The sequence below is a fragment of the Pseudomonas sivasensis genome, from assembly GCF_052938085.1.
This window is the reverse complement of record NZ_CP176442.1, coordinates 377,828-391,459: the sequence shown is the minus strand read 5'-3', so window position 1 is coordinate 391,459 and position 13,632 is coordinate 377,828. Positions and strand designations below refer to the sequence as shown.

General features: G+C 61.6%; 13 protein-coding genes. 4 read left to right on the top strand and 9 right to left on the bottom strand.

Going from position 1 to position 13,632, the window contains the following annotated elements:
- The first annotated feature begins 48 nt into the window (after positions 1–48).
- Positions 49–936: a 1-acylglycerol-3-phosphate O-acyltransferase, YihG family gene (locus tag ACKZ62_RS01880; RefSeq protein ID WP_447096265.1), complete on the top strand. Its 888-nt coding sequence runs from the start codon at positions 49–51 to the stop codon at positions 934–936.
- On the opposite strand, the gene ACKZ62_RS01875 is transcribed toward ACKZ62_RS01880, so the two are convergent.
- A complete protein-coding gene (locus ACKZ62_RS01875; protein WP_032883963.1) occupies positions 933–1,505 on the bottom strand; it encodes a DUF2780 domain-containing protein in 573 nt (190 codons plus the stop codon). The two genes, ACKZ62_RS01880 and ACKZ62_RS01875, sit on opposite strands and share 4 nt — an antisense overlap.
- A gap of 130 nt (positions 1,506–1,635) precedes the next feature.
- Here ACKZ62_RS01875 and ACKZ62_RS01870 point away from each other — a divergent pair, with 130 nt between their 5' ends.
- The 3 genes from ACKZ62_RS01870 to ACKZ62_RS01860 all read left to right on the top strand — a co-directional run bounded on the left by ACKZ62_RS01870 (position 1,636) and on the right by ACKZ62_RS01860 (position 3,471).
- On the top strand, positions 1,636–2,262 hold the full coding sequence (locus ACKZ62_RS01870) for a sigma-70 family RNA polymerase sigma factor (RefSeq protein WP_122754275.1): 627 nt from the start codon (positions 1,636–1,638) through the stop codon (positions 2,260–2,262).
- Positions 2,259–2,936 (top strand): anti-sigma factor, encoded by a 678-nt coding sequence (locus tag ACKZ62_RS01865; RefSeq protein ID WP_122754274.1) that lies wholly within the window; start codon positions 2,259–2,261, stop codon positions 2,934–2,936. Before ACKZ62_RS01870 ends, ACKZ62_RS01865 begins: the two co-directional genes overlap by 4 nt.
- A gap of 76 nt (positions 2,937–3,012) precedes the next feature.
- Entirely contained in the window at positions 3,013–3,471 is a 459-nt protein-coding gene (locus tag ACKZ62_RS01860) for an anti-sigma factor (protein ID WP_401382799.1), read from the top strand.
- A 135-nt stretch (positions 3,472–3,606) separates the two neighbouring features.
- Here ACKZ62_RS01860 and fdhA read toward each other — a convergent pair whose 3' ends face one another.
- The 8 genes from fdhA to ACKZ62_RS01820 all read right to left on the bottom strand — a co-directional run bounded on the left by fdhA (position 3,607) and on the right by ACKZ62_RS01820 (position 13,618).
- Positions 3,607–4,806: a formaldehyde dehydrogenase, glutathione-independent gene (gene fdhA / locus ACKZ62_RS01855; protein WP_005792122.1), complete on the bottom strand. Its 1,200-nt coding sequence runs from the start codon at positions 4,804–4,806 to the stop codon at positions 3,607–3,609.
- A gap of 197 nt (positions 4,807–5,003) precedes the next feature.
- Complete coding sequence (purU, locus tag ACKZ62_RS01850; protein ID WP_032883972.1) at positions 5,004–5,861, bottom strand: formyltetrahydrofolate deformylase; 858 nt, start codon at positions 5,859–5,861, stop codon at positions 5,004–5,006.
- Between the two features lie 168 nt (positions 5,862–6,029).
- Complete coding sequence (locus tag ACKZ62_RS01845; RefSeq protein WP_032883974.1) at positions 6,030–6,662, bottom strand: sarcosine oxidase subunit gamma; 633 nt, start codon at positions 6,660–6,662, stop codon at positions 6,030–6,032.
- Positions 6,663–6,792: 130 nt separating this feature from the next.
- The gene (locus tag ACKZ62_RS01840; protein ID WP_447096264.1) at positions 6,793–9,810 is read right to left on the bottom strand and encodes a sarcosine oxidase subunit alpha; all 3,018 of its coding nucleotides are present in this window, start codon (positions 9,808–9,810) and stop codon (positions 6,793–6,795) included.
- Positions 9,807–10,109: a sarcosine oxidase subunit delta gene (locus ACKZ62_RS01835; protein WP_003194855.1), complete on the bottom strand. Its 303-nt coding sequence runs from the start codon at positions 10,107–10,109 to the stop codon at positions 9,807–9,809. The genes ACKZ62_RS01840 and ACKZ62_RS01835 overlap by 4 nt, the downstream gene beginning before the upstream one ends.
- A 15-nt stretch (positions 10,110–10,124) precedes the next feature.
- On the bottom strand, positions 10,125–11,375 hold the full coding sequence (locus ACKZ62_RS01830; protein ID WP_447096263.1) for a sarcosine oxidase subunit beta: 1,251 nt from the start codon (positions 11,373–11,375) through the stop codon (positions 10,125–10,127).
- A 22-nt stretch (positions 11,376–11,397) separates the two neighbouring features.
- A complete protein-coding gene (gene glyA / locus ACKZ62_RS01825) occupies positions 11,398–12,651 on the bottom strand; it encodes a serine hydroxymethyltransferase (protein WP_032883977.1) in 1,254 nt (417 codons plus the stop codon).
- Positions 12,652–12,889: 238 nt separating this feature from the next.
- Positions 12,890–13,618, bottom strand: coding sequence for a TraX family protein (locus tag ACKZ62_RS01820; protein ID WP_447096262.1), 729 nt, complete (start codon positions 13,616–13,618; stop codon positions 12,890–12,892).
- Positions 13,619–13,632 lie beyond the last annotated feature (14 nt).

Genomic DNA, 13,632 nt, shown 5'->3' with positions numbered 1-13,632 from the left:
ACTCAGCTTGCTTATCATGATCCGCCCACAAGATCCCAAGAGTTGCTTATGCGCCGCCTGCTCACCGGCTGTTTGGTCACCCTGCTGCTGTTACTCAATACGCTGATCCTGATCGGCCCCTTGCTGGTGTTCGCCCTGCTCAAGCTGGTGGCACCGGGGCGCTACCGTGACTATGCGTCATGGGCGGTGATGTGGATCGCCGAGACCTGGGCCGAGATCGACAAACTGATCTTCGCCCGCTGCATCCCGACGCAATGGGACATTCGCGGCGGCGACGACTTGCGCAGGGACACCTCCTATCTGGTCATCAGCAACCACCAGTCCTGGGTGGATATTCCGGCGCTGATCCAGGCGCTCAACCGGCGTACGCCGTTCTTTAAATTCTTCCTGAAAAAAGAACTGATCTGGGTGCCCTTCCTGGGCCTGGCCTGGTGGGCGCTGGATTACCCGTTCATGAAACGCTACACCAAGGCGTTCCTGGCCAAGCACCCCGAGCTGGCGGGCCAGGATTTGAAGATCACCAAACAAGCCTGTGAGCTGTTCAAGCGCCAGCCGGTGACGGTGGTCAATTACCTGGAAGGCACGCGGTTCAGCGAGGCCAAACGCACACAGCAGGACTCACCCCTCACTCAGTTGCTCAAACCCAAGGCAGGCGGTGTGGCGTTTGTGCTGGCAGCGATGGGGGAACAGCTGGACGCAATCCTCGACGTCACAGTGGTCTATCCGCAGCAGAAGATTCCGGGGTTCTGGGACTTGATCAGCGGCGCGGTGCCGAAGGTAATCATCGACATCCAGACCCGTGAGCTGGACCCGGCGTTGTGGCAGGGAGATTACGAGAACGATCCGGCATTTCGCCAGACCGTCCAGAACTGGGTCAACCAGCTCTGGAAGGAGAAAGACGCGCGCATCGAACAACTGCGCGCGCAGAGTATTTAGCTGCCGGTGCCCCAGGCCTGGGCCAGTTTACCCAGCACCGAACTGCTGGCGCCCTGGCCGCCGAGGTATTGCAGGATCACCGGAGCGAATTGGCCGATCATGCCGCTGTCCATGCCCAACGCGCTGAACGCGGTGTTGAGGTCGTTGGTGTTCTTCACGTTACCCAGCAAGCCGTCCAGGCCGCTGGTTTTGCTGCCACCGGTCTGGCCGAGCATCCCGCTCAAGGCCCCGAGGCTGCCCAATGCATTGTTGCCCGACAGCTGATCCAGGCCCGGCACACTGTTGCCCAGTTGCGAATAATCGTTGCCGCTCAGTTTGTTCTTGGCCAGGCCCAACATCGCGCCGGTGCCACCAACGGCTTGCTCGGGGGTGATATTAAGTTGCGAGGTCAGCGCGCTCAGCAAACCGGCCGTCTCGGACGACGGTGCGGCGGCAGCGGCTTTGTTGCTACCGCCCTGCATGCCGGAAATGGCATTGGCCGCATCACCAAGGCTGAAGCCCGCGGCGAGTACGGGGCCGGCCGCCAGAGTCATCAGGCAGGAAAGGGCGAAACCGCGTGAAATCTTCATTGAAACAACCTCTGGATATAGGTGCGAAAGCAGGCGTTTGACTGGGCATTCCGGGGGATTGTTCCCACACACGCATCCGAATCGCCCTGCCCTACGTATAGGCTTTATACGCTGCCCGGAGCTGGATGGAATGAATGCCCAAGCTGAACTAACCTCTGCCTACCGTGCGCAGTCCCGTCGCCCTCAAACGAGAGCCTGGAGAAGCCCTATTACGCTCACTGATGCTGACACGTTGCGGCCCCTGCTGGCCCAATGCGCCTTGGGCAATCGCCAAGCGTTTGAAACGCTCTATCGCAGTGTTTCGCCGCGTCTGCACGGGGTCGCCATGGTGTTTATGGGACGCCAGGACCTGGCTGAAGAGGTGCTGCAGGAAGCCTTCGTACGCATCTGGTACAACGCCTCGCGCTACGAAGCCCACCTGGCGGCGCCGATGACCTGGATGATCAACATCACCCGCAACCTGGCCATCGACCAACTGCGTAAACGCCGCGAACAGCCTTTGGCCGACGGTCAACAGGACGCCTTGCTCGACGAAGGCCCCAGCGCCTACGAACGGCTCGACAGCGAACGCGAAGCCCGCGCGCTCAACCGCTGCCTCGACACCCTCGACGGCATGCAGCGTCAATCGATCACTGTGGCTTACTTCCAGGGCCTGTCGTGTTCGGAGTTGGCCGAACACTTGGCCGCGCCGCTGGGCTCGGTCAAATCCTGGATTCGCCGCGGCATGGAGCGCCTGCGCAGGTGCCTTGAATCATGAACTACAAAACCACAGCCCTGCGCCGCGCCCTGGCCGCCGACTACGCCATCGGACTGATGCCCGCCACCGCCCGTCGGCGTTTTGATGCGCTGTTATTGGAAGACGCCGCGCTGCGCGTTGAACTGGGCCATTGGCAGGAAGCGCTTGCCAGCCTGACCGGCGCATTGCCCGAGCGGCCGGTGCCCGAGCATGTGTGGGCGGGCATCAAGTCACGGATCGAGCCGCAGGTGCTGCACATGCCGGCCAAGAAACCGTTGTGGACGAACCTGCGACTGTGGGCGGCGGCGTTCGGGATTGTTATCGCAGTGCTGGTGGGCGTGTTGTACCAGCGCGACCTGGGTGTGGAGTACAACGCCACACTGGTCGCCGCCAACCAACAACCCGCGTTGCAGATCAAGGCCTTTGCCGACCACCTGCAAGTGGAACCCTTGTCACTGGCCGCCGTGACGTCGGCACAGGACCTGGAATTGTGGGCCATCAAGCCCGGAGGCAAACCGATCTCCCTGGGCTTGGTGCCCGCAGTGGGCAAAGGCCGAATCCAACTGAGCGAAGCGCAGCGAGCCTTGCTGACCGCACCGCTGACCTTGGCCGTGAGCCTGGAACCACAAGGCGGCTCGCCCACCGGCCAGCCCACCGGACCAGTGCTGTATCAGGGCCAATTGGCATCACTTTGACCTGCAAGGGGGCCAGGAACCCATCGCGCAAACCAGAGTCCATGACAGCACTGAAAGCCCTGTCAGGAACAACGTTATGAGCGCGACACGCCCCACAATCATTGAGCCCAAGCCGCCTTTCTGGAGCCGTCCACGCCTGTTTATCGGCGTCTGCGTGGCCGTGATCGCCGGCCTCGGCGGCGCGTTCTACACTCAGGACAACGTCAAGTCCGCCGCCACCCTGATCACCACCACCCAACAGCCGGCGGCGCAGGTCATGGCTCACAAGGATTACCTGGAAGTGCAACCCATCGCCATCACCGCACCCGCGCCGGACCAGAGCCTGGAACTGTGGGCGATACCCGACGGCGGCAAGCCCGTGTCACTTGGACTGATACCGGAGGATGGCGAAGGCATCATCGGCTTAAACCCGAGGCAGCAGGCCTCGATCAGCAAACCGGTGGAATTGATGGTGAGTGCGGAGAGCAAAGGCGGCTCAGTGAGCAAGCAACCGACGGGGCCGACGGTCTATCAGGGGGCTTTGGCCAACCGCTGATGTTCCAAACACCACAACCCACTGTGGGAGGGGGCTTGCTCCCGATGGCGTTGAGTCAGTCAGTAAATAGGTAACTGACTGAACGCTATCGGGAGCAAGCCCCCTCCCACATTTGGGTTTTCGTATGCCTGGGATTTACGCCGCACTAAACAACTTATGCGGATCAATCACAAACTTCTTCGGCACGCCCGCATCGAACTCGCCATACCCACGTGGTGCGTCATCCAGGCTGATCACCTGCACACCGACGATTTCGGCAATGTTGATACGGTCCCACATGATCGCCTGCATCAGTTGGCGGTTGTACTTCATCACTGGCGTCTGGCCAGTGTGGAAGCTGTGGGATTTGGCCCAGCCCAGGCCGAAGCGGATGCTCAGGCTGCCCATTTTCGCGGCGGCATCCACAGCACCTGGATCTTCGGTGACGTACAGGCCAGGGATACCAATCTTGCCCGCCACGCGCACCACGCCCATCAGTGAGTTGAGCACCGTGGCCGGAGCTTCGGCCTTGACGCCGTCGTGACCGTGACCGCGTGCTTCAAAGCCTACGCAGTCAACCGCGCAGTCCACTTCGGGCTCGCCGAGGAGCGCGGCGATTTGTTCGTGCAATGGGGTGTCGGTGGAGAGGTCGACGATTTCAAAACCCTGGGCCTTGGCGTGGGCCAGGCGGATGGAGTTGACGTCGCCGATGATCACCACCGCCGCGCCCAACAGGCGTGCAGACGCAGCAGCTGCCAGGCCGACGGGACCGGCGCCGGCGATGTAGACGGTGCTGCCAGGGCCAACGCCAGCAGTCACCGCGCCGTGGTAGCCGGTGGGGAGAATGTCGGAGAGGCAGGTCAGGTCACGGATTTTCTCCATGGCCTTGTCACGGTCGGGCAGTTTCAGCAGGTTGAAGTCGGCGTATGGCACCAGCACGTATTCGGCCTGGCCACCGGTCCAGTCGCCCATATCGACGTAGCCATAAGCACCACCGGCACGGGCCGGGTTGACGGTCAGGCACACGCCGGTGTGCTGTTCTTTGCAGGAGCGGCAGCGGCCGCAGGCGACGTTGAAGGGGACGGAAACCAGGTCGCCGATCTTCAGGTTTTCGACGTCGCTGCCCTTCTCGATCACTTCACCAGTGATCTCGTGACCGAGCACCAGGCCGGTCTGGGCGGTGGTGCGGCCGCGCACCATGTGTTGGTCGGAGCCGCAGATGTTGGTGGAGACCACGCGCAGGATGACGCCGTGTTCAATCTTCCTGCCACGGGGGTCCTGCATTTTGGGATAGTCGATTTTCTGTACTTCGACCTTGCCGTTGCCGAGATACACGACACCACGATTACCAGACATGCTTTCACCTCGCTGTTGTTTTTATGGAACTGCGTTGCCCGTTGGGTGGGCAGCGCGTTTAAGTGCTCGGGTACAGATGCTGTTATTGCGTTGTTTGTGAGGGCCTCATCGGGGGCAAGCCCCCTCCCACAGTTGACCGAGTTCTACCTTTGGAATGCGGTCGAATGTGGGAGGGGGCTTGCTCCCGATGGCGGCAGTCAGAGCACCACCGTCCGATTGGCATTCAAGAACACCCGCCGCTCAATGTGATACCCCACCGCCCGCGCCAATGTCAGCCCTTCGATGTCCCGCCCCTTGGCAATCAAATCCTCGGGATAGTGGCTGTGATCCACGACCTCCACGCCTTGGGCGATGATCGGACCTTCGTCCAGATCGTTGTTGATGTAATGCGCCGTAGCGCCGACGAGTTTCACGCCCTTGTTGTACGCCTGGTGATAAGGCTTGGCGCCCTTGAACCCCGGCAGCAACGAGTGGTGAATATTGATAGCCTTGCCGTCCAGCTTGCGGCACAGCTCCGGCGACAGCACTTGCATGTAGCGCGCAAGGATCACCAGTTCGGCGCCCGTCTCTTCAATCACCTGCCACACCTGACGCTCCTGGGACGGTTTGTCGTTGGGGTCGAGGGGGAAATGGTAGTAGGGAATTTGATGCCAGTCGGCCAAAGGTTTGAGATCGGGATGGTTGGACACCACTGCGACCACATCCATGGACAGCTGACCGATACGCTGGCGGTACAGCAGGTCGTTAAGGCAGTGATCGGCCTTGGAGACCATGATCACCACTTTTGGCCGGTAGTTCGGCGCCGTCAGCTCGAAGATCATGCCAAAGGCTTCACCGCGCGTGGCCAGGCCATCGCGGAAAGCCTGCTCGTCGAAGCCATCCGGCTGGCGGAATTCGACGCGAATAAAAAACCGACCCGAGAGACGGTCATCGAACGAATGGTGCTCGGTGACGTAGCAGCCCTGTTCGAACAGATAGCGGGTGACCGCGTCCACCGTGCCGAGCACGCTGGGGCAGTCGGCGGTCAAAATCCATGTATCGGGTGCGCGGCTCATACTGGAATCCTCAGGCCCTTGTGGCGAGGGGGCTTGTCCCCCGTTGAGCTGCGAAGCAGCTCCAAAACCCGCCACTCGGTTATTGCAGAAAAAATGCGCTGACCTTAGTGGGACCGCTGCGCGCTCCAACGGGGGGCAAGCCCCCTCGCCACAAAAGCGCCCACTCGATCAGGCTTGAACGCTCAGGCCGAATTCGGCCGAGGCGTCCTGCAACCACAACCACCAGTAATCCGAGAAGCTGCGACGAATCACCAGTTCCCAGGTGTCTTCAGCCGTGTGGCGGATCACCAATTGCGACTTGGCGAACACCGTGCCCACTGCCTTGCCCACCGGGAAGTTGTTGGGGTGCACGTCGTAGCTGGTGGATTTCATCAGCACATCACGCACGTTCGGGCCGCTCAGTTCGAGGATCTGCTGACCGCCGCTGACGTTGACGACCTGGATATGCAAATCACCCAGAGCGGCGCGCAGGTTTTGTTCGGCGGCGAATTCCTCACCACTTGGCACGATCAGCAACCACTCATCCGGGCCGAGCCATTGCAGGCTGGTTTCGCCTTTGACGATGACCTGCAGGGCGCCGGGCAGTTCGATGCCCAGGGCCTTGTGCACGCCGGCGGCGAAGGCTGCGTCATGGCCGTCACCACGAAGGGTCAGGTGGCCGAGGAGTTTCTTTTCACGCACGGTCACGCCGGCGTTCTTGCGGCCCTTACCGACCAGGCTGGCGAGGTCGGCATGGTGCAGCGACGACTCGGCCTTGGCGCCGGAGGTGGGGCGTTGTTGGTAAACATTGGCTGCTGTCATGGAGCACCTTTCCTGAATTCTGTTGTGAGACTGATGGCCTCATCGGGGGCAAGCCCCCTCCCACATTTGAAAGTATTCACACATCAAAATGTGGGAGGGGGCTTGCTCCCGATGGCCGCGCCGCGGTCTGTCAGATGTTCTGCCGATCACCCTTAGGATCAAAGAACACCGAAGACACAATCTCCGCTTCGATCACGCTGCCATCCGCCTGGGGCGAGAACACCCGCTCACCGATGCGCTTCAAGCCGCCCTTGACCACGCCCATGGCAAACGAATAACCCAGGGAGTTATGCGCGTAGCTGGAGGTGACGTGACCGACCATCTTCATCGGGATCGTCTGCTTCGGATCGAACACCAGTTGCGCGCCTTCCGGCAGCCACACAGTCGGGTCGATCGGCTTTAAGCCCACCAGTTGCTTACGCTCTTCGCGCACGCAGTCTTCACGGTTCATCCCACGCCAGCCGATCCACGAGAACGGTTTGGTGCGGCCAACGCACCAGCCCATGTTCAGGTCGTCCGGGGTCATCGAGCCGTCGGTGTCCTGGCCGACGATGATGAAGCCCTTCTCGGCCCGCAGTACGTGCATGGTCTCGGTGCCGTACGGGGTCAGGTTGTACTTTTTGCCGGCCGCGACGATCTGTTCCAGCACGCCCATGGCGTAGTCGGCCTGCACGTTGACTTCGTACGACAGCTCACCGGTAAACGAGATACGGAACACCCGCGCCGGCACACCGCCCACCAGGCCTTCTTTCCAAGTCATGAACGGGAAACCGTCCTTGTCCAGGTCGATGTCGGTGACTTCGGCCAGCAGCTTGCGGCTGTTAGGACCGGACAGGGTCATGGTCGCCCAATGGTCGGTGACCGAGGTGAAGTACACCTTGAGGTCCGGCCATTCGGTCTGTTGGTAGATTTCCAGCCACTGCAGCACACGGGCGGCGCCGCCGGTGGTGGTGGTCATCAGGAAGTGGTTGTCGGCGAGACAGGCGGTGACGCCGTCGTCGAAGACCATGCCGTCTTCCTTGCACATCAGGCCGTAACGCGCCTTGCCCACATCGAGCTTGGTCCAGGCGTTGCTGTAGATGCGGTTGAGGAACTCGCGCGCATCCGGGCCCTGGATGTCGATCTTGCCGAGGGTGGACGCATCCAGCAGGCCGACGCTGTCGCGCACGGCCAGGCATTCGCGTTTCACGGCGGCGTGCAGGTCTTCACCGTTGCGCGGGAAGTACCACGGGCGTTTCCACTGACCGACGTCTTCAAACTCGGCGCCGTTTTTCACGTGCCAGGCTTGCAGCGCGGTGTAGCGCACGGGTTCGAAGATGTGCCCACAGTGCCGGCCCGCTACCGCGCCGAAGGTCACCGGCGTGTAGTTGGGGCGGAACATGGTGGTGCCCATCTGCGGAATGGTCACGTTCAGCGAACGCGCGGCAATCGCCAGGCCGTTGACGTTGCCGAGCTTGCCCTGGTCGGTGCCGAAGCCCAACGCGGTGTAGCGTTTGACGTGTTCCACCGACTCGAAACCTTCGCGGGTGGCGAGTTCGATGGCGGCGGCGGTGACGTCGTTCTGCAGGTCGACAAATTGCTTCGGCGCCCGTGCGGTAGCTTTCTCGTGAGGCACTTGGAACAGCGCCAGGGTTGGCTCTTCCAGACGGCTCAAGGCTTTTGGCAGCGTACCTTCCACCGGGGCAAAACCGGCTTCGCTGGCCGCGCGTACGCCGCCTTCAAAACCATCCGCCAGGGAATCGCCAAGGCCGTAGACGCCGTTGATGCCACCGACGCACACACGTTTCTGCGGTGCTTCGCCCGGTACAAAACCGAGGATGTCTTCGCGCCAGGTCGGCTTGCCACCCAGGTGCGAGGCCAAGTGGACCACTGGGCTGTAGCCGCCGGAGCTGGCCACCAGGTCGCAGTCCAGCCACTCGCCGGGGCTGGTGACTTTATGCGCCTTGACGTCGATCGCGGCGATACGCGCAGCGGTCACGCGCTTGGTGCCACGAGCCTCGATCACGGCGCTGCCGGTGAGGATACGAATACCTTTGGCGCGAGCTTCTTCAACCAGCGCGCCGCGTGGGTTGTGGCGCACATCAGCCAACGCCACCACTTGCAGACCGGCATCGAGCCAGTCCAGCGCAACGCGGTAAGCGTGGTCGTTGTTGGTCGACAGCACCAGCTTTTTACCCGGCGCTACGCCATAGCGACGCACGTAGGTGGAAACCGCACCCGCGAGCATATTGCCCGGCACGTCGTTGTTGCCGTACACCAGCGGACGCTCGCAAGCACCGGTCGCCAGGACCACACGCTTGGCACGCACGCGGTGGATGCGCTGGCGCACCACACCAATCGGCGCACGGTCACCCAAGTGATCGGTGAGGCGCTCGTGAATGGTCAGGAAGTTATGGTCGTGGTAACCGTTGACGGTGGCGCGGGGCAGCAGCACCACGTCCGGCAGGGATTTCAGTTCGGCGATGACACTCGCGACCCATTCAGTGGCCGGCTTGCCGTCGAGGCTTTCGCGGGAATCGAGCAGCGAACCGCCGAACTCTTCCTGCTCATCGGCGATGATCACGCGGGCACCGCTGCGCGCAGCAGCCAGTGCAGCAGCGAGACCGGCGGGGCCTGCGCCGACCACCAGCACGTCGCAGTGACGGTTGAAGTTGTCGTAGGTGTCCGGGTCGTTCTCGGTCGGCGAGCGACCCAGCCCTGCGGCCTTACGGATGTACTTCTCGTAGGTCATCCAGAACGATTGCGGGTACATGAAGGTTTTGTAGTAGAAACCCGGCGGCATCAGCTTGCCGCCGACCTTGCCGAGAATGCCCATCATGTCGTTGTTGACGCTCGGCCAGCCGTTGGTGCTGGTGGCGACCAGGCCTTGGTACAGCGCCTGTTGCGTGGCGCGCACGTTAGGGATTTGCGTGGCTTCGGTGGCGCCGATCTGCAGCACCGCGTTTGGCTCTTCAGCGCCGGCAGCAAAGATGCCCCGTGGACGCGAGTACTTGAAGCTGCGGCCAATGATGTCGACGCCGTTGGCCAGCAATGCAGCGGCCAGGGTATCGCCTTCAAAGCCTTTGTAGCTCTGGCCGTTGAAGCTGAAGGTCAGGACTTTATTCCGGTCGATCCGGCCACCGTTGGACAGGCGATTGATCTGGCTCATACCTTCTCTCCAGAGGCCTTGGCGGTGAATTGCGGCTTCTCACCGATCTTGTAGGTTTCAAGAATTTCGTAGGTCACGGTGTCGCGGGTCGCGTTGAAATATTGGCGGCAACCGGCGGCATGGATCCACAGTTCGTGATGCAGGCCGCGCGGGTTGTCGCGGAAGAACATGTAGTCGCCCCACTGCTCGTCGGTGCAGGCATTAGGGTCCAGCGGGCGCGGGATGTGCGCTTGGCCGGACGCGTGGAATTCCTCTTCGGAGCGCAGTTCGCCACAGTGAGGACAGAAGATATGCAACATAGGAAATTTCTCCTGTTAGTGGGCGACGGCCGCAGCGCCGTGTTCGTCGATCAACGCACCGTTGTGGAAACGGTCGATGGAGAAAGGTGCAGCCAATGGGTGCATTTCACCCTTGGCGAGACTCGCGGCAAACACGTTGCCTGAGCCCGGCGTAGCCTTGAAGCCACCGGTGCCCCAACCGCAGTTGAAGAACATGTTCGGCACTGGGGTCTTGGAGATGATCGGGCAGGCGTCCGGCGTGGTGTCGACGATGCCGCCCCACTGACGGTTCATGCGCACGCGCGACAGCACCGGGAACATCTCGACAATGGCCTGGATGGTGTGTTCGATCACCGGGTACGAGCCGCGCTGGCCGTAGCCGTTGTAGCCGTCGATACCGGCGCCGATCACCAGGTCGCCCTTGTCGGACTGGCTGATGTAACCGTGCACGGCGTTGGACATGATCACGCTGTCGATAATCGGCTTGATCGGCTCCGACACCAACGCTTGCAGCGGGTGGGATTCGATCGGCAGGCGGAAACCGGCGAGCGAAGCCATGTGGCCGGAGTTACCGGCCGTCACCACACCGACGCGCTTGGCGCCGATAAAGCCCTTGTTGGTTTCCACACCGATGCACACGCCGTTTTCCTTGCGGAAACCGATCACTTCGGTCTGCTGGATCAGGTCCACGCCGAGTGCGTCAGCGGCGCGGGCAAAGCCCCAGGCCACGGCATCGTGACGGGCAACGCCGCCGCGACGTTGTACGGTGGCGCCAAGCACCGGGTAGCGGGTGTTCTTGGAGCAATCCAGGTACGGGATCTCGTCAGCCACTTGCTTGGCACTGAGCAGTTCGCCGTCCACGCCGTTGAGGCGGTTGGCGCTCACACGCCGCTCGGAATCACGGATGTCCTGCAGGGTGTGGCACAGGTTGTAGACGCCACGCTGGGAGAACATCACGTTGTAGTTCAGGTCCTGGGACAGGCCTTCCCACAGTTTCATCGCGTGTTCGTACAGGTGCGCCGACTCATCCCACAGGTAGTTGGAACGCACGATGGTGGTGTTGCGCGCGGTGTTACCGCCGCCCAACCAACCTTTCTCGACCACGGCCACGTTGGTGATGCCGTGCTCTTTCGCCAAGTAGTAGGCGGTCGCCAGACCATGCCCGCCGCCGCCGACGATAACCACGTCGTAGACCTTCTTAGGAGTCGGCGTGCGCCACATCTTCTGCCAGTTTTCGTGGTGGCTGAGGGAGTGCTTGAAGAGGCCGAAGCCCGAGTAGCGTTGCATAGTCATTACTCCAAAACCGCGCTCAGCGATAAACCGGGAAATCAGCGCACAGGGCAGACACGTGCTTGGCCACGTTGGCCTCGACGTCGGCATCGCCGAGGTTGTCGAGGATGTCGCAGATCCAGCCGGCCAACTCAACACACTGCGCCACTTTGAAACCGCGCGTGGTCACCGCCGGGGTGCCAATGCGCAGGCCCGAGGTCACGAACGGCGACTGCGGGTCATTCGGCACGGCGTTTTTGTTGACGGTGATGTGGGCGCGACCGAGGGCGGCATCCGCCTCTTTGCCGGTGAGGCCCTGACGGATCAGGCTGACCAGGAACAAGTGGTTATCGGTGCCGCCGGACACTACATCGTAGCCGCGTTTGATAAACACGCCGGCCATGGCCTGGGCGTTGTCGATCACCTGCTGCTGGTAGACCTTGAAGCCTGGCTCCTGGGCTTCCTTGAAGCACACGGCCTTGCCGGCGATCACATGCATCAGCGGGCCGCCCTGGGCGCCAGGGAACACGGCGGCGTTGAGTTTCTTTTCAATTTCTTCGTTGGCCTTGGCCAGGATCAAACCGCCACGTGGACCGCGCAGGGTCTTGTGGGTAGTGGTGGTGACCACGTCTGCGTAGGGCAGCGGGTTCGGGTACAGACCGGCGGCAACCAGGCCGGCGACGTGGGCCATGTCGACGAACAGCAGCGCGCCGACTTTGTCAGCGATGGCGCGAAAGCGTGGGAAATCCAGGGTCTTGGAGTAGGCAGAGAAACCGGCCACCACCATTTTCGGCTTGTGCTCGACGGCCAGGCGCTCGACTTCGTCGTAGTCGATCAGGCCGGTGTCGGTGTTGATGCCGTATTGCACCGCGTTGTAGAGCTTGCCCGAGGACGACACTTTGGCGCCGTGGGTCAGGTGACCGCCGTGGGCCAGGCTCATGCCCAGGATGGTGTCGCCGGCATTGATCAACGCCAGGTACACAGCGCTGTTGGCAGACGAACCGGAGTGTGGCTGCACGTTGGCGTAATCGGCGCCGAACAGTTGCTTGGCGCGCTCGATGGCCAGGGCTTCAACCTTGTCCACGTGCTCGCAGCCGCCGTAGTAGCGCTTGCCTGGGTAGCCTTCGGCGTATTTGTTGGTGAGGCCGCTGCCTTGAGCTTCCATCACACGCTTGCTGGTGTAGTTCTCCGACGCGATCAGCTCGATATGATCTTCCTGACGCTGCTCTTCGGCATTCATGGCCGCCAGCAGTGCGTCGTCATATCCCTGGATCTGGTCTTGTTTGCTGAACATCGCGTCTCTCCCAGCCTTTCGTATTGTTGAGGCCCGTCGCAGGGCCCTTTGATGCGATGGTAGGGCTGGCGCAGACAGGCCAAATGCCTACGGACGCCACGCAAAGGTGCGTTTACGACATTGCCGGAACAACACAGAACAAATGTGGGAGAGGGCTTGCTCCCGATAGCGGTGTGTCAGCCACAGCATGTGCAAGCTGATCCACCGCTATCGGGAGCAAGCCCCCTCCCACAATGGGTCAGGTGATGAACTTGCGAAGGAGTAGCAGCAGCAGGAAGTGCGCGGGATAGAGCACATACGCCCAACGACGCATGGCCGGGGGCCCGGCGCTTTTGGCATGTCGCAATAAGACCAATCCGGCCAATGGCGCAATCAGGCATGCAGCCAACCCCAACAGCGCCACCGGCGTGCCGCTATTGAGCAGGATCTGCCACTGGTTGGCCGCGACGCAGACCAGGCCCGGCAACACACTGAAATACCAAGGCCGACTAAACACCAGCAGCATCGCCAATGGCAGCAATACACCAAAGAAACCGAACATTAAGTGGGATGAAAATACGGCCGCTATCATGGCGGCGATCAACGCCAATCCTCGATCAATAAGCGCCTTCTGCTGCCATCCTCGGGCAACCAGCAAGCCCAAGGCCAAGGTCGGCAGCACATTCAACGTATCGGCATCGTCGATAAACATCCGGTACGGCACTTCGCTGATCACACTGAACAGCAGCAGCCAGCCCAGGTAACGCCAATGCCCAGTCACCGGTTCGTTTGCGACGCGGTGCAGGTTCGCCGCAATCGCCAGGCAAAACCACGGGAACGCCAAGCGCCCCGGTACGTAGAGGCCATCGAGGCTCAAGCCGACATAACGCAGGTGGTCGAGCACCATGCTCAGCAGCGCCAGCCACTTGAGCAAATCCAAAGCGCCATCACGGACACGTCCGACAGGTATCGTTTCAGTACCGTGCATAATTCCCCAGTGAC

Bases quoted from the DNA above. Each gene is read 5' to 3' on its own strand.
- ACKZ62_RS01880 (WP_447096265.1), top strand. From the start codon at position 49: ATGCGCCGCCTGCTCACCGGCTGTTTGGTCACCCTGCTGCTGTTACTC.
- ACKZ62_RS01875 (WP_032883963.1), bottom strand. From the start codon at position 1,505: ATGAAGATTTCACGCGGTTTCGCCCTTTCCTGCCTGATGACTCTGGCG.
- ACKZ62_RS01870 (WP_122754275.1), top strand. From the start codon at position 1,636: ATGAATGCCCAAGCTGAACTAACCTCTGCCTACCGTGCGCAGTCCCGT.
- ACKZ62_RS01865 (WP_122754274.1), top strand. From the start codon at position 2,259: ATGAACTACAAAACCACAGCCCTGCGCCGCGCCCTGGCCGCCGACTAC.
- ACKZ62_RS01860 (WP_401382799.1), top strand. From the start codon at position 3,013: ATGAGCGCGACACGCCCCACAATCATTGAGCCCAAGCCGCCTTTCTGG.
- fdhA (WP_005792122.1), bottom strand. From the start codon at position 4,806: ATGTCTGGTAATCGTGGTGTCGTGTATCTCGGCAACGGCAAGGTCGAA.
- purU (WP_032883972.1), bottom strand. From the start codon at position 5,861: ATGAGCCGCGCACCCGATACATGGATTTTGACCGCCGACTGCCCCAGC.
- ACKZ62_RS01845 (WP_032883974.1), bottom strand. From the start codon at position 6,662: ATGACAGCAGCCAATGTTTACCAACAACGCCCCACCTCCGGCGCCAAG.
- ACKZ62_RS01840 (WP_447096264.1), bottom strand. From the start codon at position 9,810: ATGAGCCAGATCAATCGCCTGTCCAACGGTGGCCGGATCGACCGGAAT.
- ACKZ62_RS01835 (WP_003194855.1), bottom strand. From the start codon at position 10,109: ATGTTGCATATCTTCTGTCCTCACTGTGGCGAACTGCGCTCCGAAGAG.
- ACKZ62_RS01830 (WP_447096263.1), bottom strand. From the start codon at position 11,375: ATGCAACGCTACTCGGGCTTCGGCCTCTTCAAGCACTCCCTCAGCCAC.
- glyA (WP_032883977.1), bottom strand. From the start codon at position 12,651: ATGTTCAGCAAACAAGACCAGATCCAGGGATATGACGACGCACTGCTG.
- ACKZ62_RS01820 (WP_447096262.1), bottom strand. From the start codon at position 13,618: ATGCACGGTACTGAAACGATACCTGTCGGACGTGTCCGTGATGGCGCT.